The sequence below is a fragment of the Gemmatimonadota bacterium genome, assembly GCA_009692115.1.
Taxonomy (GTDB): Bacteria; Gemmatimonadota; Gemmatimonadetes; order Gemmatimonadales; family GWC2-71-9; genus SHZU01.
The window spans coordinates 78,107-102,500 of sequence record SHZU01000002.1; the positions used below are offsets into that span (position 1 = coordinate 78,107).

Annotated in this window: 22 protein-coding genes; 14 read left to right on the forward strand and 8 right to left on the reverse strand. The window is 65.0% G+C overall.

Features of this window, described 5'->3' with window-relative positions; all coding sequences use genetic code 11:
• Positions 1–4: 4 nt before the first annotated feature.
• From EXR94_02815 to EXR94_02855, 9 genes are all read left to right on the forward strand, one after another.
• A complete protein-coding gene (locus tag EXR94_02815; GenBank protein ID MSR01661.1) occupies positions 5–895 on the forward strand; it encodes an NAD(P)-dependent oxidoreductase in 891 nt (296 codons plus the stop codon).
• A complete protein-coding gene (locus tag EXR94_02820) occupies positions 892–1,107 on the forward strand; it encodes a hypothetical protein (GenBank protein ID MSR01662.1) in 216 nt (71 codons plus the stop codon). The genes EXR94_02815 and EXR94_02820 overlap by 4 nt, the downstream gene beginning before the upstream one ends.
• Positions 1,104–1,919 (forward strand): TrmJ/YjtD family RNA methyltransferase, encoded by an 816-nt coding sequence (locus tag EXR94_02825; protein ID MSR01663.1) that lies wholly within the window; start codon positions 1,104–1,106, stop codon positions 1,917–1,919. The genes EXR94_02820 and EXR94_02825 overlap by 4 nt, the downstream gene beginning before the upstream one ends.
• 166 nt (positions 1,920–2,085) lie before the next feature.
• Positions 2,086–2,682 (forward strand): hypothetical protein, encoded by a 597-nt coding sequence (locus EXR94_02830; protein MSR01664.1) that lies wholly within the window; start codon positions 2,086–2,088, stop codon positions 2,680–2,682.
• Positions 2,636–5,704, forward strand: a complete 3,069-nt coding sequence (locus tag EXR94_02835) for a 4Fe-4S dicluster domain-containing protein (protein ID MSR01665.1) — start codon at positions 2,636–2,638, stop codon at positions 5,702–5,704. Before EXR94_02830 ends, EXR94_02835 begins: the two co-directional genes overlap by 47 nt.
• A 40-nt stretch (positions 5,705–5,744) precedes the next feature.
• Positions 5,745–7,058 carry a hydrogenase gene (locus tag EXR94_02840; protein MSR01666.1) on the forward strand — a complete coding sequence of 438 codons (1,314 nt, stop codon included), beginning with the start codon at positions 5,745–5,747 and terminating at the stop codon, positions 7,056–7,058.
• A complete protein-coding gene (locus EXR94_02845) occupies positions 7,058–7,570 on the forward strand; it encodes a DUF3341 domain-containing protein (GenBank protein MSR01667.1) in 513 nt (170 codons plus the stop codon). The genes EXR94_02840 and EXR94_02845 overlap by 1 nt, the downstream gene beginning before the upstream one ends.
• Positions 7,464–8,171 (forward strand): c-type cytochrome, encoded by a 708-nt coding sequence (locus EXR94_02850; GenBank protein MSR01668.1) that lies wholly within the window; start codon positions 7,464–7,466, stop codon positions 8,169–8,171. Before EXR94_02845 ends, EXR94_02850 begins: the two co-directional genes overlap by 107 nt.
• Positions 8,168–9,493, forward strand: a complete 1,326-nt coding sequence (locus EXR94_02855) for a hypothetical protein (GenBank protein MSR01669.1) — start codon at positions 8,168–8,170, stop codon at positions 9,491–9,493. Before EXR94_02850 ends, EXR94_02855 begins: the two co-directional genes overlap by 4 nt.
• Positions 9,494–9,579: 86 nt before the next feature.
• Here EXR94_02855 and EXR94_02860 read toward each other — a convergent pair whose 3' ends face one another.
• Both EXR94_02860 and EXR94_02865 read right to left on the reverse strand, forming a co-directional pair.
• Entirely contained in the window at positions 9,580–9,783 is a 204-nt protein-coding gene (locus tag EXR94_02860) for a hypothetical protein (protein MSR01670.1), read from the reverse strand.
• A gap of 409 nt (positions 9,784–10,192) precedes the next feature.
• Positions 10,193–10,951 carry a hypothetical protein gene (locus tag EXR94_02865; GenBank protein MSR01671.1) on the reverse strand — a complete coding sequence of 253 codons (759 nt, stop codon included), beginning with the start codon at positions 10,949–10,951 and terminating at the stop codon, positions 10,193–10,195.
• 127 nt (positions 10,952–11,078) lie between these two features.
• On the opposite strand from EXR94_02865, the gene EXR94_02870 reads away from it, so the two are divergent.
• Positions 11,079–11,552 carry a hypothetical protein gene (locus EXR94_02870; protein MSR01672.1) on the forward strand — a complete coding sequence of 158 codons (474 nt, stop codon included), beginning with the start codon at positions 11,079–11,081 and terminating at the stop codon, positions 11,550–11,552.
• Between the two features lie 135 nt (positions 11,553–11,687).
• Positions 11,688–12,842 (forward strand): hypothetical protein, encoded by a 1,155-nt coding sequence (locus tag EXR94_02875; GenBank protein MSR01673.1) that lies wholly within the window; start codon positions 11,688–11,690, stop codon positions 12,840–12,842.
• On the opposite strand, the gene EXR94_02880 is transcribed toward EXR94_02875, so the two are convergent.
• Genes EXR94_02880 through EXR94_02895 form a run of 4 tightly spaced genes read right to left on the reverse strand, consistent with a single transcriptional unit; the run spans position 12,808 to position 16,938 of the window.
• Positions 12,808–13,662 (reverse strand): phosphatase PAP2 family protein, encoded by an 855-nt coding sequence (locus EXR94_02880; protein ID MSR01674.1) that lies wholly within the window; start codon positions 13,660–13,662, stop codon positions 12,808–12,810. The genes EXR94_02875 and EXR94_02880 overlap by 35 nt on opposite strands.
• Positions 13,659–14,720 carry an NAD(P)-dependent oxidoreductase gene (locus EXR94_02885; protein MSR01675.1) on the reverse strand — a complete coding sequence of 354 codons (1,062 nt, stop codon included), beginning with the start codon at positions 14,718–14,720 and terminating at the stop codon, positions 13,659–13,661. The genes EXR94_02880 and EXR94_02885 overlap by 4 nt, the downstream gene beginning before the upstream one ends.
• Positions 14,624–15,739: an N-acetyltransferase gene (locus EXR94_02890; protein MSR01676.1), complete on the reverse strand. Its 1,116-nt coding sequence runs from the start codon at positions 15,737–15,739 to the stop codon at positions 14,624–14,626. The genes EXR94_02885 and EXR94_02890 overlap by 97 nt, the downstream gene beginning before the upstream one ends.
• A 17-nt stretch (positions 15,740–15,756) precedes the next feature.
• Complete coding sequence (locus EXR94_02895; GenBank protein MSR01677.1) at positions 15,757–16,938, reverse strand: pyridoxal phosphate-dependent aminotransferase family protein; 1,182 nt, start codon at positions 16,936–16,938, stop codon at positions 15,757–15,759.
• 223 nt (positions 16,939–17,161) lie between these two features.
• Here EXR94_02895 and EXR94_02900 point away from each other — a divergent pair, with 223 nt between their 5' ends.
• From EXR94_02900 to EXR94_02910, 3 genes are read left to right on the forward strand one after another with little or no spacing between them, the layout of a single operon-like run.
• Positions 17,162–19,456: a M6 family metalloprotease domain-containing protein gene (locus EXR94_02900; protein MSR01678.1), complete on the forward strand. Its 2,295-nt coding sequence runs from the start codon at positions 17,162–17,164 to the stop codon at positions 19,454–19,456.
• 1 nt (position 19,457) lies between these two features.
• Positions 19,458–19,850: a hypothetical protein gene (locus EXR94_02905; GenBank protein MSR01679.1), complete on the forward strand. Its 393-nt coding sequence runs from the start codon at positions 19,458–19,460 to the stop codon at positions 19,848–19,850.
• A 6-nt stretch (positions 19,851–19,856) separates the two neighbouring features.
• Positions 19,857–22,028, forward strand: coding sequence for a xanthine dehydrogenase family protein molybdopterin-binding subunit (locus EXR94_02910; GenBank protein ID MSR01680.1), 2,172 nt, complete (start codon positions 19,857–19,859; stop codon positions 22,026–22,028).
• A gap of 34 nt (positions 22,029–22,062) precedes the next feature.
• Here EXR94_02910 and EXR94_02915 read toward each other — a convergent pair whose 3' ends face one another.
• Together EXR94_02915 and EXR94_02920 are read right to left on the reverse strand one after the other, a co-directional pair.
• A complete protein-coding gene (locus EXR94_02915; protein MSR01681.1) occupies positions 22,063–23,952 on the reverse strand; it encodes an ABC transporter ATP-binding protein in 1,890 nt (629 codons plus the stop codon).
• Complete coding sequence (locus EXR94_02920) at positions 23,953–24,393, reverse strand: hypothetical protein (protein MSR01682.1); 441 nt, start codon at positions 24,391–24,393, stop codon at positions 23,953–23,955.
• Between the last annotated feature and the right edge of the window lies 1 nt (position 24,394).

Below are 24,394 nucleotides of genomic sequence, written 5' to 3' on the forward strand. Positions count from 1 at the left end.
ATCTCTGCCAAAGATCGCCTTTCTCGGGCTCGGCGCCATCGGCCGGCCCATGGCGGCCCGGGTGGCGGCCCGCTACCCGCTCACGGTCTGGAACCGCACGGCGGCCCGGGCCGAGGCGTTCGCCGCCGACGTGTCGTGCCGGGTGGCCCCATCGGCCGCGGAGGCCGTGGCCGACGCCACCGTCGTGATGACCTGCCTCTCGACCTCCGCCGATGTAGACCAGTTGCTCCATGGCCCGGACGCCGTGCTTCCAAGTCTCCGGAGGGGTACCCTGTTCCTGGACTGCACCTCGGGCGACTCGGCGACGTCCTGCCGCCTGGCGGCGGCCTTGGAGGCTCGGGGCATTGCCTTTGCCGATTGCCCGGTCAGTGGCGGCACTAACGGCGCCGAGGCCGGCATCCTCACGGTGATGGTCGGCGGGTCTGCCGAGGTGTTTGAGCGGGCTAAGCCGTTTCTGGAAACCTTCGGGAAACTGATCGTCCACATGGGGCCGGTTGGGACGGGCGACATCATCAAGGCCATCAATCAGGCCCTCCTCGCCGCCAATATCCTCTCCCTTGGCGAAGCGCTGACGGCCATGGTCAAGGCAGGGGTGCCGGCCCGGGCCGGCCTCGAGGTGCTCAATGCCTCGAGCGGTCGGTCATTCGTCAGCGAGTCGCTGATTCCGGCCCGGGTCCTTCCGGGAACCTGGCCCAAGACCTTCCGCCTGGCCTTGCTCGACAAGGACGTCGGGATCGCCCTTGATTTGGTCCGGCAGGTCGGGCTCGAGGCGCCGATTCTGTCCCAGGTCAGGGCCCATACGGAGCTCGCCCTCAAGGAATTGGGCCCGGAGGCCGATTATCTCGAACCAATCAAGCTGTGTGAACAACGGGCGGGGGTCGAGGTTCGCGGATGAGTGAGTGGCTGAGTACCCGGCCCGAACCGGTCGACGTCCACCTGACCGACCGGCGGCAGGGCATGGTGACGCTGAACGACGCCTTGCTTGATCTCGTCGAGCGGAACCTGGTGGAGCCCAGGGAGGCCTATCTCAAGGCCGTCGACAATTCGAGCCTCCTGGCCTCGCTCAAAGTGAAGGGCCACGCCACCGACTTCATGGGGGAAGGGTGACCGCCCCGCCCATTCTCGTCTTGGTCGAGCCCCAGGACATCGTCAACATCGCGAGCGCCATCCGGATCGCGAAGAACTTCGGGATCGAGTACCTCCGCTTGGTCAAACCGCGGGTGTTCGATCCCTATCGGATCGAAGGCATCGCCCACAACACCGGCGATATCGTCGACCGGATCCGGATGTGTCAGTCCCTCGAAGAGGCCATCGGCGATTGTGTCTTCGTCGTCGCGATGACCGCGCGGGAACGGGCCGCCAAACGGCAGCTCCTCCGTCCCCCCGCGGCGGCCGCCGAGGTAACCGAACGATCGGTCGAGGGGCCCGTCGCGGTGGTGTTTGGGCGGGAAGACAGCGGCCTGACGAACGACGAACTCGATCGCTGCCATGCCTTGGCCACGATCGCCACGAATCCGGCCCACCGGTCGCTCAATCTGGCCCAGGCGGCCGCCATCATGGCCTACGAGTGCTGGAACGCCCGCGAGGGCGCCGATCCGTCTCGGAAGTCCCCCCGGCGGCGCACGGTCAAGGCCCGGGCCGAGGATCTGGCCAGCCTGTTCCAGGACAGCGAGCGAGCCCTTTGGGCCGTCGATTTCTTCAAGAGTCGGAACGGGGAGAACGTCCTCCGGTCGATTCGGGAGATCGTCTTTCGCGCTGATCTGGATGAACGGGAAGCCAAGCTGCTCCGGGCCATGACCCTGGAGACCGTTCACTACCTCAGTCGGACCGGCGTGCTCCAGGAACTCCCGGAGCGGCTCCGGCTACCCGCGGGGAAGCGATCCGCTCCCGGTGGTGAGGTTCCGTCGGAGAATCCGTAGCCCTCGACTCCCAATTAAGGGGTAGTTGGCCTCCTTGTGTAGGGGCCTCTCACTTTTATCTTACCTGCGGCCTTGTACCTTGGTGCGCTTGCACTTGCGGGGCCTTCCCAACTTCGTGAAATGTTTCACATAGGTTTGCCACCCACGTATCGGCGGATGCCCACGCATGCGTAAGCTCCTGGTTGCTGGGGTTGGAGTCGCGGTGATCGTCGGGGCCATGGCCCTCGGATCATCCCGGCCTTCGACCGCACAACAACAAGCGAAGAAACCCGACGCCGACTCGGTCGTCGCGCCGCGCCTAACGGTTGTTGATTCGGGCCAGCTCAAGGGCCCGAAACAGCCGATCTTTTTTCGGCACGACATCCATGCCGGGCAGTACAAGATCCAGTGCCAGTATTGCCACTACTCGGTGGCGGATGGGGCGGAACCGGGCATCCCGACGCTGCAGACCTGCATGGGCTGCCATGTGGCCATCGGCGGATCCGACTCGACCCATCGGGTCGAGATCAAGAAGGTCCGGGACAGCTGGCGCCAGAAGCGGCCGATCGAATGGGTCCGGATCCACACCCTCGCCAAGCATGTCCATTTTCCCCACATGCGGCACGTCAAGGCCATGGGGCCAAATGCCTGCGCCACCTGTCACGGCGACGTGGCCCGGATGCCCCAGGTATTCAAGGTTAACAACGTGAATAACATGGGCTTCTGCATCAGCTGTCATGTGGAGCGCAAGGTCAATCGCGATTGCACGGCGTGTCACTACTAGGCCGCCTGAAGGAGAGTTGATGTCGGCACCACACGAGTCCCTCGATCGTCGTCGCTTCCTCAAGGTGGTCGGGATCACCGGGGCGGGAACCGCGGCGCTATCCGGCTGTTCAACCGATCAGGTTGAGAAACTGATTCCGTACTTGGTCCAGTCCCAGGATCAGGTCCCGAGCCTGCCGACGATCTACGCCAGTACTTGTACCGAATGCGCGGCGGGATGCGGGCTGCACGTCAAAACCCGTGAGGCCCGGGCCATCAAGCTCGAGGGCAACCCCGATCATCCGGTCAACGCCGGCACGCTCTGCAGTCGGGGCCAGGCCGCCCTTCAAGGGCTCTACAACCCCGATCGACTGGCCGGCCCCCGGGGCCGGAATGCCGCCGGGAAGCTGTCGGAGATCCTCTGGAACGAGGCCATCGACCAGCTGGCCGCATCGGTCAAGGCCGCCGGAAGTCGGGTCGCCGTGATCAGCGGGGCAGGGGCGGGAACCTTCGATGACTTGCTGGGCCAATGGGTCGCGGCGGTTGGTGGCAAACTGGTTCGGTATCAGGCCTTCGGACATGAGCCGGTCCGGCTGGCCAGCCGGAAAGTCTTCGGCGCCGATGAGCTCCCGATTCATGACTTCAGCCAAGCCAAGTACATCCTGTCGTTCGGCGCCGACTTTCTGGAAACCTGGCTCGCGCCGGTTGAGAACCAGCGGGGCTTTGCCGACGCCCACGGGTTTGATGGATCGGGCATGGCCAAGTTCGTCTATGTCGGCCCCCGGATGTCGTTGACGGGTATCAATGCGGATCAATGGCTCGCGCCGATTCCCGGATCGGAAACGTCGCTGGCGTTAGGCCTCGCCAACGCCGTCGTCAACACCCGCACCGATGTACCGGAGGACGCGGCCGTCCTCAAGCCGATGCTGGCCGAGTATGGCCTCGACCGCGTGGCGGCCGACACTGGCCTGGCCCCGGTCCAAGTCCAGCGGTTGTTCGATGAGTTCGCGTCGGTCGGTCCGTCTCTCGTGATGGCCGGAGGGGTCGGGCTCCAACACCGGGGCGCCGCCGACCTCTGCGCGGCGGTCAATATCCTGAACTATGTCGCCGGGAACGTCGGGCGTTCCGTCAAGTTTGGCGGTGAGGTAAGGACCGGCGACGGCTACGGGGCCCTGCTCGACCTCGAGCGGTCCATGGCGGCCGGCGAGATCGACGTCCTCATCGTGCACGAAGCCAATCCCCTCTACTCGGTGCCGAAGCAAGGCGGGTTCCGGGCGGCCTTCGAGAAGGTCAAGCTCACGGTCTCCACCTCGCTGTTCTTTGACGACACCGCGGCGGCTTCCGACCTCCTGATCCCGAACCTTCATTCGCTCGAACGGTGGGATGACGCCCGGCCCCGCGCCGGCGTCCGCGGATTGCTCCAGCCGGTCATGGAACCGGTCTTTAAAGGCGCGGCCACTGGGGATGTGTTGCTCCAAGTCGCGAAGAAAGTCGGCGGCGCCCTTGCCGGCTTCTCAGCGCCGACCTACGAGGCCCATCTCAAGACCGTCTGGGCCGACCTTGGTCGGGCCCGAGGCGCCACCGATCTCGAGGCCTTCTGGCGCAACGCCCTCGCCAAGGGTGGCATCTTCGAGGCGGCTCCGGCCACCCCGGTCCGTTTGGCGGCCACCGCCGCAGATGTGTCGGGCGCCAAACCGACCTTTGATGGCGAGGGCGACTTCATCTTCTCTCCGTATCCGAGCTCCATGTATCACGATGGCCGGGGCGCCAACCGACCTTGGTTGCTGGAGAATCCCGATCCGGTTACCAAGATCACCTGGCAGTCGTGGGTCGAACTCCATCCCGAAACCGCCCGCGAACTGGACGTGCGGGAAGGCGAATTTGTCCGGCTGACCTCACCGGCGGGATCGGTCGAGGCCGCCGTCTACGTCTATCCCGGCATCCGCCGTGACGTCGTCGCGATGCCCCTTGGACTCGGTCACGTCGAAAATGGCCGGTTCGCGAAAGCGCGGGGGGTCAACGCGCTCGACGCCATTGGCGCGGCCGACGGCCAGGGCTTCCTGCCATATCTCTCGACTAGGGTCAAGCTCGAGAAGACCGGCCACTACCGCAAAGTGGCCAAGACCGAAGGCAATCCCCGGGAGTTGGGACGCGGCATCACCGAGGCGATGCCGCTCGCGGCGGCGGTGAAGGGCTTGACGGTCAAGCAGGCCTACGAGGCGGCCGGCCACCCCAGTCACGAGATCAATACCGAACTCGAAGTCAAAGCCATCGATGGTTTCCGCGAATCGCAGCTCGAGAAGCGGAAGCTCGGCGCCTACGCCCTGACCGAGCCGCAGTGGGGGATGGCCATCGACCTCGGCCGGTGCACCGGCTGCTCGGCCTGCGTCACGGCGTGTTATGCGGAGAACAACATTCCGTACGTCGGCGAGGAGGAGGTGCTGCGGGGCCGCGAACTCAGCTGGATGCGGATCGAACGGTACTTCGAGGGCGGGGAAGACGGCCAGCCGATCGCGGCTCGGGTCATCCCGATGCTCTGTCAGCATTGCGACAATGCGCCCTGCGAGCCGGTCTGTCCGGTGTACGCCGCCTACCATACGCCCGACGGGCTCAACGGCCAGGTGTACAACCGCTGCGTCGGGACCCGCTATTGTGCCAATAACTGTCCCTACAAAGTGCGGTACTTCAACTGGTACGCCTACGCCAAGAAGGCTTTCCCCGAGCCGCTCAACCTTCAGCTCAATCCCGATGTCACGGTTCGGGCCCGGGGCGTCATGGAGAAGTGCACCTTCTGCGTCCAGCGGATCCGGGGCGCCCAGCACCAGGCGCGGCTCGAGGATCGGGGACTTCGCGACGGCGATGTGGTCACGGCTTGCGCGCAAGCGTGCCCGTCCGGCGCCATCACCTTCGGCGACATGACGAATCCGGACAGCCGGGTCGTCCTGGCGGCCAAGAACCACCGAGGCTATCACGTGCTCGAAGAAGTCAACGTACGACCGGCCGTGACCTACCTCGCCAAGGTCGTTCCCGGATCGGAGGCCTAACGCGATGACCGCCACGCTTCACGATTCTTCCCGGCCCGCCATGACGCACGCGGAGGTCACCCGCGACGTCGTCAATACCCTCCAGACGCCAAGCCGGGGCTACTACATGGCCCTGTTCGCGGCCATCGGCATGTTCTTGATCGGTGCCGCCACCTTCGTGGCGTTGCTGAAAGAGGGCCTCGGCTTGGCCGGCTACAATCCGCCGGTCTTCTGGTCCGTCTATATCACGACGTTTGTCTTCTGGATCGGTATCGGTCATGCCGGCACCCTGATTTCGGCCATCCTGTTCCTGTTCCGGTCTCCGTGGCGAACGGCCGTCTACCGGTCCACCGAGGCCATGACGGTGTTTGCCGTCATGACGGCTGGTCTCTTTCCGATCATCCACATCGGACGCCAATGGATCTTCTACTGGCTCTTGCCGTACCCGAACCAGCGCTGGCTCTGGCCGAACTTCAAGTCGCCGCTGATTTGGGACGTCTTCGCGATCTCGACGTACCTCACTGTGTCGACGACGTTCTTGGTCGTTGGCCTAGTGCCGGATATCGCCGCCGTTCGCGACAAGATGACCGGCTGGCGCAAGAAGCTGTATGGGGCGTTGTCGCTCGGCTGGACCGGAGCCGATTCCCAGTGGCGGCACTACAGCCGAGGATATCTCTACCTCGCGGCGCTGGCGACTCCTCTGGTGCTCTCGGTCCACTCGGTCGTATCCTGGGACTTCGCAATGTCGGTCATACCGGGGTGGCACGGGACGATCTTCGCCCCCTATTTCGTGGCCGGGGCCATCTACTCCGGCATCGGCATGGTGCTCACCCTAGTCATTCCGCTCCGCCGGGTGCTCAAGATCGAGCACCTGATCACCGAGTATCACTTCGATAACCTGGCCAAGCTCACGCTGCTCACCGGGACGATTCTGTTCTACGCCTACGGCATGGAATACTTCGTGGCCTGGTATAGCGGGAATACCTACGAGCAGGAAACCTTCTGGCGCCGGGCGTTCGGCCCCCAGTGGTGGTCCGGGTGGACCATGATCACCTGCAACGCGTTCGTGTCGCAGCTACTCTGGTTTCGGAAGGTCCGGCGGAACCTGACCGCCTTGTTCGTCATCTCGATCTTCATCAACATCGGGATGTGGTTCGAGCGCTACGTCATCATTACCTCGTCGCTGTCCAATGACTTCCTCCCCTTTGCCTGGGGCCAGATGAACCCGACGTGGGCTGACTGGGGCATCCTGGTCGGCTCGTTCGGCTGGTTTGGGATGTACTTCCTGCTCTTCGCGCGGACCTTCCCGGTCGTCGCGATTCAGGAAATCAAGGAGATGATTCCGATGCCGCGTCGAAAGGGGGGAGCACACTGATGGCCAAAGCCGTTTCGGGCGTGCTTGCCTCGTTCAAATATGAGGACGCCGCCGTCAATGCGATCAAGGGCTTGAAGGCCAAAGGCTTCAAGGACCTTACCGTGTACTCGGCCGCGCCGAATCACCACATCGAGGAAGCCCTCGACCAACCGGTCAGTTGGGTCCGGGCCTTTACCCTGATCGGGGCCATGACCGGTTGCGCCGCCGGTTTCGGGATGTCGATTTGGATGGCCGTGGACTGGCCGCTCCTGGTCGGCGGCAAGCCAATCGTCGCCATTCCGCCGTTCGTCGTGCTGGGGTTCGAACTCACGATCCTGTACGGCGCGCTCTCAACCGTCGCGGGGGTCATCATTTTGTCGGCGATGAAATCTCTCAAGGGGCGGCCCTATAAACCCGAGTTCAGCGATGACACCATCGGGCTGTTCGTCCCCTGCCCCCAGGAGCAACGCGGCGCCGTTCGCACGTTCCTCGAGGGAACCGGGCCGGAGGAGGTCACCGAACATGGCTCGTAAATCCTGGTTCACGCTCCTGGTGGTTGGAAGTCTGTCGGGGTGCAACTGGTACTACAATACGTTGCCGTCCCCGGACGACCTGATGAAACTGGTGCCGTGGTTCGATCATATGATCAAATCCCCGGCCGTTAGTCCCTACCAACGGTCCGATGTGCCCCGGATTACACCGCCCGGCACCGTCCCGATTACCGGAGGCGAGGCCGACTGGAATACCGGGAATCTGACCGGCCCGATTCCGCTCTACGGCTTCGATAGTCTCGTCGGCAGTCGCCAAGTCAACCCGACCGATCCGGCTCGCACCTTAGCTCGGGGGGATACCCTGTACGCGACGTTTTGCGCCACCTGCCACGGCGATCTCGGTGACGGCAAAGGCCCCGTCGGCGTGCGGCTGGGCGCGATGTCGCTCGTGACCGACCGGGCCAAGAGCTTCACCGATGGCTATCTGTATAGCATCGTGCGGTATGGGCGGGCGGGCATGCCCTTGTATGGTGACAAGATGTTCCGCCAGCATGACCGCTGGGCCGTGGTGAATTACCTCCGAAAACTTCAGGGCCTGACGGCGCCGGCACCGGCCCCTGCGGCGGAAGGAACGGTCAAATGACCTCGCATCTCCGCGATCGCCTGGTGGCTCGCGGCCTCAGCGGCCGCTACGACCTGTTCTTCAATCTCGGCGGGTTGCTTGCGGTGGTTGGCGCCGCCTTGTTCGGGTACGCCATGACCTCGGTCGGCTCCGAGCGCGCTTGGCATTTGTTCCACGTCAACTGGCTGTTTTTTACCGGCATCACCGGCGGTAGTCTGGCCGTGTCCGCCGTCCACAAACTGGCCAACGCCAAGTGGTCCGGGGTCATCATTCGATTCGCCCAGGCCCACGTCTTCTTCGCGGTGGTCTCCCTGGCGGGATTGGTGGCCATTTTTACGGTCGGGTACGAACCGATCTATGGCCACATGCATGAGCAACTGCATTCGTTCTCGCATGGCAAGGCGCTTTGGCTCTCGAAGCCGTTCATGTTCGGCCGGTTGCTGACGGGCCTCGGATTGCTGTACTGGGTTGGGTGGTCGCTGGTTCGGGCCGACTTGGCGCCGGACATTTCGCTGGCCAAGGATGTCGTCACCGATGCTCGCAAAGGGCTCTACCAGGGCATCGCGCAGGGGTTTGATCCGACGCCGGCTGGCCGGGCCGCGCACGACGCCAAGATTGGCCGCCTGGCCGCCGTCTATGTCGTCCTCTATGCGTTGGTGTTCTCGATCGTGGCGTTCGACGGAATGATGGCCCTCCAGCCGCACTGGTTCAGCAATCTCCTGGGCGGGTGGTATTTCATGGGCTCGTTCTTGGGAGCCCATACCTGCTTGGCCCTGATGACGATCTACGGCGGTCGCCACCTCGGGATCTCCGACTTGGTAAGCCCGAAGCAGCGGCACGACCTGGGTAAGCTCTGCTTCGGCTTTACTGTGTTCTGGGCGTATCTGATGTGGTCCCAGTTTCTGGTCATCTGGTACGGCAACATGGACGAGGAAACCGGGTTCGTCTTTGCCCGGCTTTGGGGCGAGTGGATGCCGATTGGCCGGGCGGTCTTCGTCGGCATGTTCCTGCTGCCGTTCTGGGGCCTCCTTTTCGTTGCGGCAAAGCGGACACCGCTGGTTCTAGGCGTGTTCGCCCTGGTGAGCTTCAGCTCGCTGTGGCTGGAGCGCTACCTCTTGGTGCTCCCGTCGGTCACGAAAGAGCATGGTCCGGTCTTCGGCCTTCCAGAACTTGGGCCGACCCTGCTGATGCTGGGGCTCTTTCTGCTCTGTTATGCGGTATTCGCCAGACGGTTCCCGATGATTTCCCCGCGGCTGGCGGAGATTACCCTGGCGGCCGAACAGCACCACGGACACGAGGCGCCGGCTGCGGATCACGGCCCCGCGAAGGAAGTCGGCGCGTAGCCGTTCGGAGCAGGTCCAGTGATAAGACAAAACGAGGGGTCGGCCCGGGTGGCCGACCCCTCGTCGCATACTGTGCGCCCCCGGCTCTACTCGCGGAGGGCGATACTCCGAGCCAATAGGTTGAGCGAGTCGGCAGGAAGCTGGCCGGTGACCGTAAGGATCCGGAGCCCCCGCCGGGCGCTGACCGCCCCGTCGCTGAGATAGTCCGGAGGCGTCAGGTCGGGTTGACTGGCGCCGAGTCCCGCGTGCTGCGCTCGGTGCCGGACCACCAGATCCTGAACCCGATCCATCGGCCCCTCAATGGTCTGAACGATTCGGCCAGGGCCAGATTGACGGAGGCTCTGCGTTCGTCCTGCTCCATGACCTCGTCTGCCGGCATTTCCGGCGCCGAATGGCCGCTTGGGCTTCGTCGCGAGCCAAGTTGGCCGCCACCGCGAAAACCCAGGCCCGCGGTTTCTCGGGACGGTGCGCCATCGCCCGGATGAAGACCTTTCGGTACAGAAATCGAACTACTGCCGTGTAGGTGGACTTGTAGAGGCGCTCTAGTTCATCGGTCATTCCGAGCTTCCCCCCCTCCCCCCGGTCGTCCGCGTTCCGACAATAGTTAAGATGACGCTTGACCTGAGGCCAATTGCACAGGTTCCAGGCGCCTCCAGCCCGATTCTGCTCGATGCGATCATCTAAAGCGTTTTCGGACAACTACTTAGGTAACTGGGCTGGTTGAAAAACACATCCCGAGTGGTACACATCGCCGGGGCTGGGCCAGTCGAAACAGAGGTCCGGCTTTGCGGTTCGACCGTCCGGCCGCTGGCGCCCATGGAGGCTGCAGCTGACCCGATCTGCGGCCAGGAACGAGCACGCGGAGATGACCTCGGCTCCGAGGGAATCCGGGCTCTCGCGGTCGACCTTGCAGAGGTAAGGGGACTTCCGGGCCCGAACCAGGGACTCGCGTTCGCTCTCCTCGGGTGAACACAGGATCTCGATCTGGAGGTCCCGGCAGCAGGCGGCGCCGACGGTCCGATCCGCGGTCCGACATCGCGCGGTGGCGCAGGGGTTGTCGCCCCCGAGGACTGGTAGTCCCCGATCGGGGACCGGTGAGATTTCAATCGGCTGAAGCCGGCCGTGATGGGCCAGTGAGACCTGATTCCCGGCGAGTTTCCGCTCCGCTCGCTGCCGCACGGGGCGGGGGGCCGACCCGCTGAAGCCGTGGGCGCCGCAGGCAACGTTCGGCCCATCGACCGTGGCGAACCGGCAGGGAATCGCCAAGTACGCCTGGCACCGAAGCTCGGCACCGTGGCCGGTCAGGGGGCCGAAGTCGAGCCGCTCGGTATGGCCGAGGAGCCAAGTCGCCTCGTGGTCGCCCGACTCGGGACCGCCATCGAGTTTGGCCACCCGGAGGGTAACGTCCAGGCCGTGGCATTGGGCGCCGACGTCTCTGCAACTGGGGATGTTCGCCATGGCCGGAACCTAGGCCCTGGAAGTGGGGGAACAAGTCCCTTATACTTGTGAATCATTTCACAAGCGATCGCGCTCTCGTGGCAAGCGCGATCCAGGTTCTGACCCGAGACCACGGCCAAATTGGGGGATGCGGAGAATGCGGAAGATCGGACTAGTGGCGGCGGTTGTTGGGTTGGCTGCCTGTGGCGGCGGCGAGAAGGCTCCGGCGGTCGACTCCACGGCGGTGGCGGCTTCGACCGAGGCGGCGGCTCCGGCTCCGGCCGGCGGCGTGATCACCGTGAACATGGAGTACGACGGCACGGCCTACAAGTTCGTCCCGGCCATGATCGAGGCCAAGGCGGGCGACAAGATCGTGTTTGTAAATGTCAGCGGCGGGCCCCACAACGTGCAGTTCTTCGCCGACAGCATTCCGGCTGGTTCGGCCGCGGCGCTTGATGCCGCCATGTTGGGCGACAAGCTGGGTGAGTTGAACGGGCCGCTCCTGACCGAGCCGAATCAGACCTACGAGATCTCGCTCGCGGGGTTGGCGACCGGCGACTACAAGTTCACCTGCACGCCGCACATGGCCATGAACATGAACGGTCACCTCATCATCAAGTAGTTGGTGGATCTCGAATATTTCAGGGGCCCCGGTTACGCCGGGGCCTTTGTTTCTTCGCTCCGCCCCGCGACGGAACGCCGGGGCGGGGCATCCCCATCGGACACCCGTTGCCACCGCCATTCCCCGGAGATCCCCATGCCCCGACGCTGCTTGCTCGCGCTCCTCTCGCTCGCGGCCGCGGCACCCGCGGCGGCCCAACCCGAGGCCAAGCTCGTCAGGCCGGCCGCCAGGCTGGCCCATCAATTCAGTACCATCGGCGGCGCCAGGGAATTGGCGGATGGCCGGGTGCTGATTGCCGATGGGATCGACAATGTCGTACTCCGGGTCGACTTGGCGACGCAGAAGCTCGACACCGTCGGTCGGTCGGGGCAGGGGCCGGGTGAGTACAAGGCACCCGACGCGCTCTTTCCGCTGCCGGGCCAGGCCACGATGGTCGTCGATCTCGGGAATGCCCGGCTCAGCATCTTCGATGGCGCCGGCAAGTACCGTGAGTCGATTCCGATTGCGCAGGGCCAGCCCGGCCAGGGCGCGTTCTCGCTGATCTTTCCGAGGGCGGTCGATGCGGCCGGCCGGATTTACTACCAGCCGCTGGGCGGCGGACCCCGAGCCGACTCCACGGTCGTGATTCGCTGGGATCGGGCGTCGGGCCGGTCCGACACCGTGGCCCGAGTCAAACTCCCCTCGATGATCACCAAGGAGTCGGGCGGACCCAACAACCGCAACATGCGCCAGCGGCCGACGCCGTACCCTCCCCAGGATTCGTGGGCGGTTGCTCCGGATGGCCGAGTCGCGCTGGTTCGGGCTCCGGTGTACCGGGTCGACTGGGTCTCAGCGGCTGGCGTCCGAACGGTTGGGAAGCCGATACCGGCTGTCGCCGTGCCCATTCGCGAGGCCGAGAAGAAGGAATACCAGGCGGACCAGGCCGCCAACGGACTCTCGGTCTCGATGGAAAACCGCAACGGACAGGTTTCGATGAACTTCAGCCGAGGCCGATCCGACGGAGCCAGGGAAGAGGCCGAAGACATTGCCGCAACGGAGTGGCCCGCCGCGAAGCCGGCCGCGACCGGTCTGGTGCTCGCGGCACCGGACGGGATCCTCTGGATCGAGCGATCGGGCCCGGCCGGTGCCGCGCGGACCTACGACTTGATCGGCCCCGATGGCGCGGTGGCTCGCCGGGTGACCCTGCCGGTTGGACGCCGGGTGGTGGGCTTTGGGGCTCGAGGGGTCTACGTCCGGCACATCGATGCGGACGGGATCAATTACCTGGAACGGTACGACCAGCCGAAGTGAAGATCCACCGCGTGGCGGGAACGACCATCGCCGCGACGATCGCCCCCGCGAGGGCGTCGATCCCGTAGTGCATCTGGCAGTAGACCACCCCGACGGTGAGGAGCCCGGCGGCGACGATGAGTGCGCCGCCCACGGGGCGGGAGGCAGGCCACGTCATCGCGGCCGCTACCCAGGTGGCCGCCACGTGTGACGATGGAAACGCGGCCCCGTATGAGCTCCCCCGCTCGAGTACGCCGTACACGGCCCGGGCCGGCCCATTGGCCGTGAACCACGCGTCGGGCCGAACGTATTCGTAGTAGGGCCCCGCCACCGGAAAGAAAATGAACCACAAATAGCAGACGACGAAGGTGGCCATCAACGCGAAACTGGCGAACACCAGCCGGGGCTCGTCGCGCCGGACTATCGAGATCAGGATCGGGACCGGAACGACGAAGTAGTAGGCAAAATACGCCGCATGGAGCACCGAGGACCAAAAGGGGCTTGGCGCCCGGCGCCACCATTCCGCACTGATCTCGTGGCCGAAGAGGCCGCGTTCCCATTGCCGGATCAGGACGTCGTAGGTTCGCTCGGCCCCGAAGCCGCTCAGGAGGTCGAGGGCTCCGTAGAGTGCCAGCAGGACGACGAACGGGGCGGCGCCCCGGAGCAGCCGGCCGGCCGGCCCGAGTCGGGGAGATTGGAACAGCCCCAAGAGCACCAGCAGCAGTCCATGGGCCACCACCGCCCACGCGGCGGCGGGATACCGATCCATCCGGACCAGTCCCGTGGCGATGACGACCGTGGCATAGCCGCCAAGCAGCCACTCGGATGGTCGGGGCCTCACAACCACCGATGCTGGCGATACCAATCAGCCGTCAGGCGGGCACCCGTCTCACAATCGTGCCGGGCTGTCCACCCCGTAGCGGTGGTCAACGGCCCCGGGTCGGCGAGCCAGGCTGGCGCGAAGAACTCGGCTGCCTTGTCGAAGGAGAGTACCGTGGCTTTGCCCGCCACCCGGGCCGCCCGATCGGTGGCCCAAAGGATGGCTCGGCCGAGTGGCTCTGGAATGCCGAAGATCTTGACCCGTTTTCCCATCGCCGCCCCGACGAGTTCGATCAACCGGCGACTGGAGATCGCCTCCGGGTGGCAAGCATAATAGGTTCGCCGCGACGTTGTTGGGGCCGTCCCGGCCGCGACGAGCGCTTCCGCCAGATCCGGGGCATACACGAACGAAAGCTGCTGAGCGCCACTGCCGAATACCGGAGCAAACCCTAACGCCGCGGCTCGGAATACTCGGAACAACTCCCGGTCGCCGGGGCCGTAGACGGCGGGTGGGCGGATGATCGTCCAGTCCAATGCGGACGCACGAACGACCTCTTCGCCGGCGAGCTTGCTCCGGCCGTACTGAGTGACCGGATGGGGGGGCTCGATCCCGGTCAAGGGCCTGTCTCTGACGGTAGGGCCCCCAGCGGCCAGGGACGACACCAAGATGAATCTGGGACATTGGGCCTCGATGGCGCCGGCTACCAGGCGGGCGGTGCCGTCTCGATTGGCGGCATCGAACTCGGCTTGGCTCCGGGCGGCGACGAGTCCGGCCACGTGATAGACGAGGTCGTGGCCTTCGCAGGCCTCCGCCAAGCCGTCGGAGCGATCGACGTTGCCCGCGATGACCTTGACGCCTCGGGCCGTCATGTCGCCGGCTTTCGATGGGCTTCGCACCAGGGCCGAGACCGAATGTCCACCGGCCAGTAGCGCGTCGACCAAGTGGCCACCTACGAAGCCGGTCGCACCGGTGACCAGCACGTTCACAAGCGGCGCTCGTAGACGCGGAAGGTCTTGTACGGGGTCATCCCCAGGTTCGTCAGTCCGGCGTTCATGACCGGGTTGTCCTCCAGCACCCATCCACCTTCGCCCCAGGTCATGTTGCGGGCGCCTGCCTTGGTCCAGATCCAATGATAAAGGAGGGCGTCGACGGCCTTCCCGCGGTACTCAGGCAGGACGCCCAAGAGAAGGATCCGGGTCCGGCGGATTTTCTGCCGTTTCACCGCCCACAGCAATTGGAGCGCGGCCGGCCACATCCGTCCCTGCCGATTGGTCCGGAGGATCTGGTTGAAATCCGGGAGTGCCAGCCCGAAGCCGATGGGTTCACCGTCGCGCTCGGCAAAGGGTACCAGATCGGGCACCACCACCGGCCTAAACTGGGCTGCCAAGTGATCGATCTCGGGATCGGTCATTGGCACGGCGCCCCAGTTTGATTCCCAGCACCGGTTGTAGAGAGTCTTGACGGTCTCGACTTCGGCCTTGAAGTCCTTGAGGCGGAGCGCCCGGACCGTGATGCCGAACCGTTTCTTCGCGATGTCGACCGCTCGCCGGATCCGATCGGGCGGCGTCACGAACTGTTTTTCGTCGCCCCCTTGGTAGGCCGTTAGGTTCTTCACCCCGGCCAAGCCGGCGCCTTCGAGCAGTCGGGCGTAGCTGGCCGGGTTGTGGGGCATCATGATGGTGTTGGGCGTGTCGAACCCGGCGACGAGCAGGCCGTATTCGTCGTTGACGGAAAACGACGCCGGACCCCGGATTGAATCGAAACTCTTGGATTTGAGCCAGGCTGCCGCGGCTTCGACGAGCGCCGTTGCGACGGTGTGATCGTCGATCGTCTCGAAAAACCCGAAGAACCCGACCCGGTCATGGTGCGCCTCATTGTGGAGCCGGTTGACGATCGCCGCGATCCGGCCCACCACTTCGCCTCCGCGTTCGGCCAGGAAATACTCGGCCTCCCCGTGCTCGAAGAATGGATTCTTGATCCGAGAGAGGAGGATCTCGACATCCCGACGCAACGGCGGGACCCATAACAGGTCCCGCTGGTGGAGTCGAAACGGCAGATCGATGAAGGCCTTGAGTCCGGCGCGGTCCGAGACCGCCAAGACCCTTACGGGCGCGCTCAGATGACGCCCATCTCCCGGCCGAGCTTCCCGATCGTCTCGAGGGCATAGTCGATCTGATCGGCCGTATGAGTGGCCATGACGCTGGTCCGGAGCCGACATTGGGACAGGGGTACAGCGGGCGGCACCACCGGATTCGTGAACACGCCGGCGTCATACACCTTCCGCCACATCATGAGCGTCCGGTCGAGCGGTCCGATCAGGATTGGAATGATCGGGGTTTCCGACGGGCCGACGTCAAAGCCGAGGTGCTTGAAGCCGTCGGCCAGGCGCTTGGTGTTGGCCCACAACTGGGTCCGCCGCTCGGGCTCCTGCTGGAGAACTTCGAGCGCGGCCAAGACGCCGGCGGTGTTCGCGGGCGGCAACGCGGCCGTGAAGATCAACGGCCGGCTGTGGTGGCGGAGGTAGTTGATGACCGATTTGGACCCGGTGACGAATCCACCGATCGAGGCCAGCGACTTGGAGAACGTGCCGGCAATGATGTCGACTTCGTCGGACAGCCCGAAGTGGGCGGCGGTGCCGTCGCCGTTCGGTCCGAGGACGCCGATCGAGTGAGCGTCGTCGACCGCCAGGGCCGCCCCATGGCGGCGGCAGACCTTGAGGAGGTTCGGGATGTCGGCGATGTCACCTTCCATCGAATAGACCCCGTCGACGATCACCATTTTGCCGCCCGACTCATCGTGCCGGGCGAGCTTCCGCTCCAGGCCTTCGAGCGAGCCGTGATTGAACCGTTCGGTGGTGCCATAGCTCATTTTGGCGCCATCGACGATCGAGGCATGATCAAGCTTGTCGAGGTAGACGACATCGCCTTTGGTAACCAAACCGGAGATCAGGCCGAGATTGGCATTGTAGCCGGTCGAGAAGACGATGCAGTCGTCTTTGCCGAGGAAGCGGGCCAGCGAGTCTTCGAGTTGGAGATGGAGGTCGAGCGTGCCGTTCAGGAACCGGCTCCCGGTGCAGCCGGAGCCGTAAAGGTGCAGTGCGCGGGTGGCGGCCTCGAGTACCTTCGGATGGTGGGTCAAGCCAAGGTAGTTGTTCGACCCCAGCATGATCCGCTTCTGGCCTTCAATGACGACAACCGTGTCTTCCGACTCGGAAATGGGCTTGAAATAGGGGTAAAGACCGGCCGCCTTGACCTCGTCGGCCCGGGTGAAGTCCCGGCACTTGTTGAACAGTGAGATGTCGGTGGTGACAGTGGTGCTCGACATGGGGTCCCTCGCCGCTGAAGTGTTGACGGGAAACATGGAGCGATCCCGTTACGCAACAAGGAGTTAAGTTATTAGGCCGGGGGGCCGAGCACAAGCTGGATGTCTCGGAACGGGACGGGAGGGGCCGGCCGGGTCGGGTGGTGCGCCGTGGCGCCGTGTCCTAGTAGTATTCGCAGTATTCCCGATCGGGTTCGGGATGGTTCCGGGGAGGATGGGGATGCTAGCTCGGCTTGGAATGATCGGACTTCTCACGGTCGGCGCGGCCACCAGCCTGGCGGCGCAGCGGCCGAATGCGGTGGCCGGCCGGTTCGAGGTGCCGGGCATGGATTGGGCTCCGACCTCGGCTTGGCGGGCCCGAGCGGCGCAGGTTCGGGCTAATCGGTGGGCTGCGATCGAGCGGGGCGACTTCCGGTCGCTCAACAGCAGCGGCCGGTTGCTTGCCCTCGGCGCGCCGGGCGGCGGCGCCAGCAGTTTTGCGGTGACCGGCACGTTCTTCGTTCCGGTGCTGGCCATTGCCTACAACAACATCGACGTGGCCTATCCGGTGCCGAACTTCCAGCAGGTCCTGTTCGGCGCCACCCCGCCAGACCAACGCCCCTTCACGCTGAAGTCGTACTACGAGCAAGTCTCGAATGGCCGGATCGGAATGGACGGCCGGGTGTTCGACGGCGTTCGGGTGGACTCGAGCAACACCTACTACGAGAACGGCTGCAACGGCATCGGCGTCCGGACTACCTGCTCCGATGGCGGCCAGCGACTCGGGAACATGCTGATTGCCGTGCTGGACTCGGTGTCAAACCGAGCTGGTGGTGACACCGTGTGGAATCAGTTTGACAACGACGGCCCCGACGGCGTTCCGAACTCCGGTGACGATGACGGCGATGTTGACTTCGTCACCTTCCTGCAACCGACGGTCGATGGGGCCTGTTCGACCCCAGGGGTGTGGGCCCATCGGTTTGTGATCGCGGGATGGAACGGCGGGTCCAAATACGTGACCAAGACCCCACGGCGGAATGGTGCCGGCCAACCGATCGCGGGGCAATTCGTCCGGGTCAACAACTATACGATCCAGAGCCAAGTGGGCGGGGCCTCGGGGTGCGGTGCGGGCTTCATCATGCCGATCGGCACCGTGGCCCATGAGACCGGGCATGCGTTCGGCTTGCCGGACCTCTACGACACTGACGTCAGCGGTAGCGGAACGGAGGGCATCGGCGAATGGGGCATCATGGGCAGTGGGAACTACTCCAGAGCGTACAGCCCGACCGGTTACGATGCTTGGTCGCTCAATGAGTTAGGCTGGGTTACGGTCGACACGCTCAATGCCAGCCGAACGGTGAAGACCGGTCCGCGGCAGGCGTCCGATACCATCTTCTTGGCGCGACTCGAGGCCAACAACGAGCTGCTGCTGATCGAGAACCGGCAAGCGGTCGAGTCGGACACGGCGGCGCTCAACCCCGGCGGAAATACGGCGGCGAACTGTCGCTCCAATTGTCTGAAAGGTCCGGGCCTGCTGCTCTGGCATATCGACCTGGGTCGAATCGCGTCGGGGCGCCCCTCCAACCGGATCAATACCGGCTCGATCCAGGGCGTGGCGCTGAAGCAAGCCGATGGCCTCAACAATCTCCGAAGCAGCGGGTCGACCCGAAATCGGGGCGACATTGGTGATCCCTATCCCGGGTCGACCGGCAATACCACGTGGTCGTTGACCACCACCCCGGCGTCCCGGTCGAATTTTGGAGAATACGCGGGCTTCATCGTGGACCGGATCGAGGCGTTGCCAAGCCAAGTCATCCGGTTTCGGTTTCTTCGCCGGAATCCGTCGGTGGTGCGCTCGACCCTTCCCGGCGCCTCGGTCCGGGTCAATGACCAGCTCTGGGGCCGATTTGAAGACGTGATTGCCCAGGGCGAGGCGTTGCGGCTCGACGCTGACTCGGTTCAGGAGGTGTTCACCGGCCGGACCCGAGGGCGGTTCCTGGCCTGGAGCATCGGCGGGCCGCGGCGCCAAGTTGTCATCAGCGGCGTGAAGCCAGATACCATCTCGGCGACCTTTGCTGCCGATCATCGCCTCCAGGTGGTCCGAACGGGTGTCGGGCAGGGAACGGTCACCGCCAACCAAACCGGCGACCTCACGGCCGGGTTCTTTCTGACGGAGGGGACGCCGGCGGTGCTGACGGCGCTTCCGGCCGCCGGATCGCTGTTCGTCGGCTGGCGGGGTGATACGACGATCGCCATCCCGACGATCACCGTCTCAATGGGACGGCCCTATGATCTCGAAGCGACGTTCATCGTGGAGCTGGACGTGCCGGTCGCCGACGCCACCACGGAAATCCTCGGCACCGCTAGGCTGACGAGCGACCAGAAGGAGTTCCTCGATCAACTGGGGAATCGGAACGGGGTCTACGATATCGGCGATTTGTTGTCGTTGTTGAGGCGAAAGGGCCAAGTACCGTCGCCCGAGTTGCTCCGGGCCATCGCCACGAAGGGGGCCTGAGATGAGACGCTCAATTGGCGGGGCCGTTCTGATCGGACTGTTGGCGGGTTGCGGCGGTAAGGACGGGCCCGAGCCCACCAAGCCGGTGGCCGGCGATCTGACGGTCGCCTACACGGGTCCGAGCCAGACCGACGGGGCGCTCTTGTTGGTCGTGACCGGGGTGATTTCGGAGGTCAAGGCGGTGGGCGGGTACCAAGTGGCGTCGGCGCCGCTCGGACCGACCACCACGCGGGTGGTGGTGCTTGGCACCCTCAGCGCCGGGGATCTCTTCAAGATTCGAGTCAGCGACGTCAACACCGGATCGGCCTACAGCGCCCGGGTCGATCAAGCCGCGGACCGCCTGACGTTCGCCCTGAATGACCCGCTCGGGTACTCCGCGGTCGTTCGCAAGTAGCGGTCAATGGAACGCCGCGAATTCATTCGAGTAGCCGCCGGCGTCGGCGCCGGACTCACGCTGGCGGTGTCGCTCGACGGATGTTCCGAACCCGCCCCCTCATCGACGGCCGCGTTCGCGCCTAACGCCTGGATTCGGATCGGCCCGGACGGTGTGGTCACGGTCATGGTCGACCGGTCCGAGATGGGGCAGGGCATCAGTACGGCTCTCCCGATGCTCGTGGCCGAGGAGCTCGATGCTGATTGGGGGTTGGTGCGATACCAATTCGCGCCGGCGAATGAGGCCTATTACAACCCAATCATGAAGATTCAGGCTACCGGCGGAAGCACGTCGGTGCGGGCCGCCTGGGGGCCGCTGCGGCAGGCGGGCGCGACGGCGAGGGCCATGCTGATCGGGGCGGCCGCGGCCGAGTGGAAGGTCCGGCCTGAGGAGTGCGGGACCGAAGCAGGTTTTGTCGTCCACGCCGGGTCGGGCCGTCGGGCCGGCTATGGAGCGCTGGTGGAGGCGGCTGCCGGTCTTCCGGTTCCTGCGGCGGTGACGCTCAAGAAGTCGAGTGAGTTCCGGTTGATCGGCCAGCCGCTTCGGCGGCTCGATCTGCTGGACAAGGTGACCGGCCGAGCGGTATTCGGGTCCGATGCCGGCCCGCGGGACGCGTTGGTGGCCGTGATCGCCCGGAGTCCGACGCTCGGCGGCAAGCTGGTGACCTACGATCCGATCGGTGCCCTGGCGGTTCCCGGGGTGAAGCAGGTATTCCCGACCACCAGCGGGGTTGCGGTGGTGGCCACCACGTTCTGGGCCGCCCGGACCGGACGAAACGCCCTCAAAGTCCTCTGGAACGAGGGGGCCGCAGCGGCGTTGAGCGATGCCACCATCTCGGAGGAACTCGATACCCTGATCGCGTCCGGGGGGCGGCTGGCGGAATCGGCGGGCGACCTCGCGTCGGTGGTGCCCGCCACGCTGCTCGAGGCGGTGTTCGATGTGCCGTATCTGGCCCATGCCACCATGGAGCCGATGAACTGTACCGCGGATGTTCGGGCTGACGGCGTCACCGTCTGGGCGCCGACTCAGTTTCAGGCCGCGCCGAGCTTTATGGCGGGCGGGGGGGCCCGAGGAGTCGCCGCCAGTATTGCGGGAGTGCCGGTCGATCAGGTCGAGATCCACACGACCCACCTGGGGGGCGGCTTCGGGCGTCGGTCGGAAGTTGATTTCGTCCGAGAGGCCGTCGAAGTGTCCAAGTCGGTCAAGGCACCGGTCCGGGTGGTGTGGACGCGGGAAGACGATATGCAACACGACTTCTTCCGCCCGATCGCCAGGCATGCCATCGCCGCGGGTCTCGATGCCACCGGCGCTCCGGTCCTGTGGAGGCACATCGTGGCGTCGCCATCGATCTTCGCCAAGTTCTTGCCGAGCGTCGTGCCTGAGTGGATGGCGCACTTGGCTGGCCCGCTCAAGGGCGGGGTCGACCAAAGCGCGATGGAGGGCGCGGTCGACATGGCCTATCCGGTTCCGAACCGGGAGTTTCGATACGCCGAGGCCCGGTTCCCGGTGCCGGTCGGGTATTGGCGCTCGGTTGGCCATACTCACACCGCGTTCGCGGTTGAGTGCATGATCGACGAACTCGCGGCGGCTGCCGGCCGGGACCCGGTGGCCTTCCGTCGCCTTCTCCTCGCGGATGCGCCTCGCCATCGGGCGGTCCTGGACCTCGCGGCGGAGCAGTCCGGCTGGGGCACCCCGCTTCCGGCCGGTCGGTTTCGGGGGGTGGCGGTGCATGAGTCCTTCGGGAGCTGGGTGGCTCAGGTGGCGGAGGTCAGCGTCACCGGGAGCGTGGTTCGGGTGCACCGGGTGGTCTGTGCGGTCGATTGCGGGACGGTCGTCAATCCGGATACGGTCCGGGCCCAGATGGAAGGCGGCATTGTCTACGGGCTCACCGCCGCGCTCAAGGGACGCATTTCGATCCAGGGCGGTAAGGTCAAACAGACCAATTTCCACGACTATCCGATGCTTCGAATGTCGGAGATGCCGGTCATCGACGTGCATATCGTGTCGAGCCCATTTGACCCGGGCGGGGTCGGCGAGCCGGCCACCCCCCCCATTGCCCCGGCCGTGGCCAACGCGGTCTTTGCCGCGACCGGCCGCCGGGTCCGCTCGCTGCCAATCACGGTGCTTCCCGCGACGTAGCCCACTCGCCGCCGCCTAAGGGCAACCCCGCGGGTCAGGCAGGGGCTGCCTTGGCCGCCCCGCTGGTCGCCACTGCCGGCTCCCGGTCGGCGACGAGTTCTTCGCCGGGATTGGTAAACCGGTCCTGCTCGATCCGATGCTGCTTCTCGTACAACTGAAGGTACCGGCCACCCGCCGCCAATAACTCGGTGTGGGTCCCGCGCTCAACGATCTGACCCCCTTCGATCACGAGGATCTGGTCCGCGCTGATGATCGTGCTCATCCGATGGGCGATGACGAACGTGGTGCGACCGGTCCGCAAGGCCTTGAGCCCGCTCTGGATCAGGGCTTCGCTTTCGCTGTCGAGGCTCGAGGTGGCCTCGTCGAGCAGGAGAATCGAGGGCTCGGCCAAGATGGCCCGGGCAATCGCGACCCGCTGCCGCTGACCACCGGACAGGCGGACGCCCCGTTCCCCGACGATCGTATCATACTGGTCCGCAAACCCCTGAATAAACTCGTCACAGTGGGCGATCTTGCTGACTTGAATCACGTCCTCCCGCTTGGCGTCGGGCCGCGAAAAGCGGATGTTGTCGGCCACCGTTCCGTCAAACAGAAAATTGTCTTGGAGCACGATGCCGAGGTGGGCCCGGTAGTCGCGGAGCTTGAGCCCCGCCAGATCCTGTCCGTCGATCGTGATCCGCCCTTTGGTCGGGCGATTGAACGCCATGACCAGGCCCATCAGGGTGCTCTTGCCCGAACCGCTCGATCCAACCAACGCCGTCGTCGTGCCGGTGGGAACCTGAAACGAAATGCCTCTGAGGACCGGCACCCCCGGATTGTACTCGAACCAGACGTCCTCGAAGGCGACTCGGCCGGTGATCGCGCCGATCGGCGACCGTTCGGCATCCTCGTCGTCCTCGGTGGCCATCGACTTGAGTTCGCGAATCCGATCCAGCCCCGCGAAGGCTTCACTGAACTGGGTTCCGATCGACGCCAGTTGAACCAGCGGAAAGGCCATCATGCCGGTGAACAAGGCATAGGTGAAGTAGTCGCCGATGGTCATCCGGCCGGCCAGGACGCTGCCGCCTCCGACCACGATCATCAAGGCTCCGATCACGCCGACGACCAGGGCTGAACCGGCCCCCACGGCGGACACGCCCGTCATGGTCGTGGCCACGTTCCGGAACATCTTGTGAACGCCCTTGGTGAACACCCACTCTTCGCGGCGCTCCGCGACGTATGACTTGACGACTCGGATGCCGCCGAGGGTCTCGGTCAGCCGCCCGGTGACGTCGGCGTTGAGTTTGCCGCGTTCCCGGAACAAGGGCCGGAGTCTTGTGAAGGCGAGCGCCATGCCGCCGCCGAACAGGAGCAACACGATCAGGGTCACGGCGGTCAACTGCCAGTTCAGAGCGAACAACACGCCGAGCACGATCACCGCCGTCACCAACCCGCCGGTAATCTGGACCAGCCCGGTACCGACCAAATTGCGGATTCCTTCGGCGTCGTTCATGATCCGGCTCACCAACTGGCCGGTCTGCGTGGCGTCAAAGGCCCGAATCGGAAGCCGGACCACGTGCTCCATGACGCTCCGCCGCATGTCGGTGATGGCTCGCTGGGCGGCCACGCCAAGGATTCGGGTGAGTGCAAAGCTGGTAATCGACTGAATCAGGGTGGCCACAGCCACCGCCGCCGCGATCAACCACAGGCGATCACCGTGGTCAGGCGGAAGCAGGCGGGCCCAGACGCCGGCGACTCCGGTTGGCACCAAGACATAGTCGATCAGGACTTTGGGACTGGCCGGCAGCACCAACCCGACCACCCGGCTGATCAGCATCAGGCCCATGCCCAGGGCGATCCGGTGCCGATGCTTCCAGATCAGCGCCTTGGCCTCGGGCCAAGCGGCCTTGTAGTCGACCTTTTTCTTCTTCGGAGGCGGGTTCATTCAGCGGGCCGATCGCATCTGTTCGACTCGATCCTTGAGGCGCCCAAACATCTCGCGGCCGGCCTCGGTCTCGGTGGCGATCCACTCGGTGTTCCGAAGGAAACGGGCGCCGCTTCCTCCGGCCCGCACTTCCGTCAGCCACGGCCAGACTTTGGCGAGGATGATCAACCCTTCGCCACCGGCGGAGTCGGCCATGTATTCCGAATGGACGATGCCGTGCCGGGCCATCCCATACACCAACTCCCAGTAGCTCGTGACCTGGCGGAACATTCCGTTTTGCGGATGGCTCCACGCGGCGATGGCCGTGACGTCGTCGAGGCTCTTGGGCCACCAGTCCATTACGATGGCCTTGCGGGCCTCTCGGAGGACCGGCTCACGGCGGAGGTCGTAGGCGCGGAGCACCAACTCCGCGTCATGGTGGTCGGGATACTCTTTGATCATC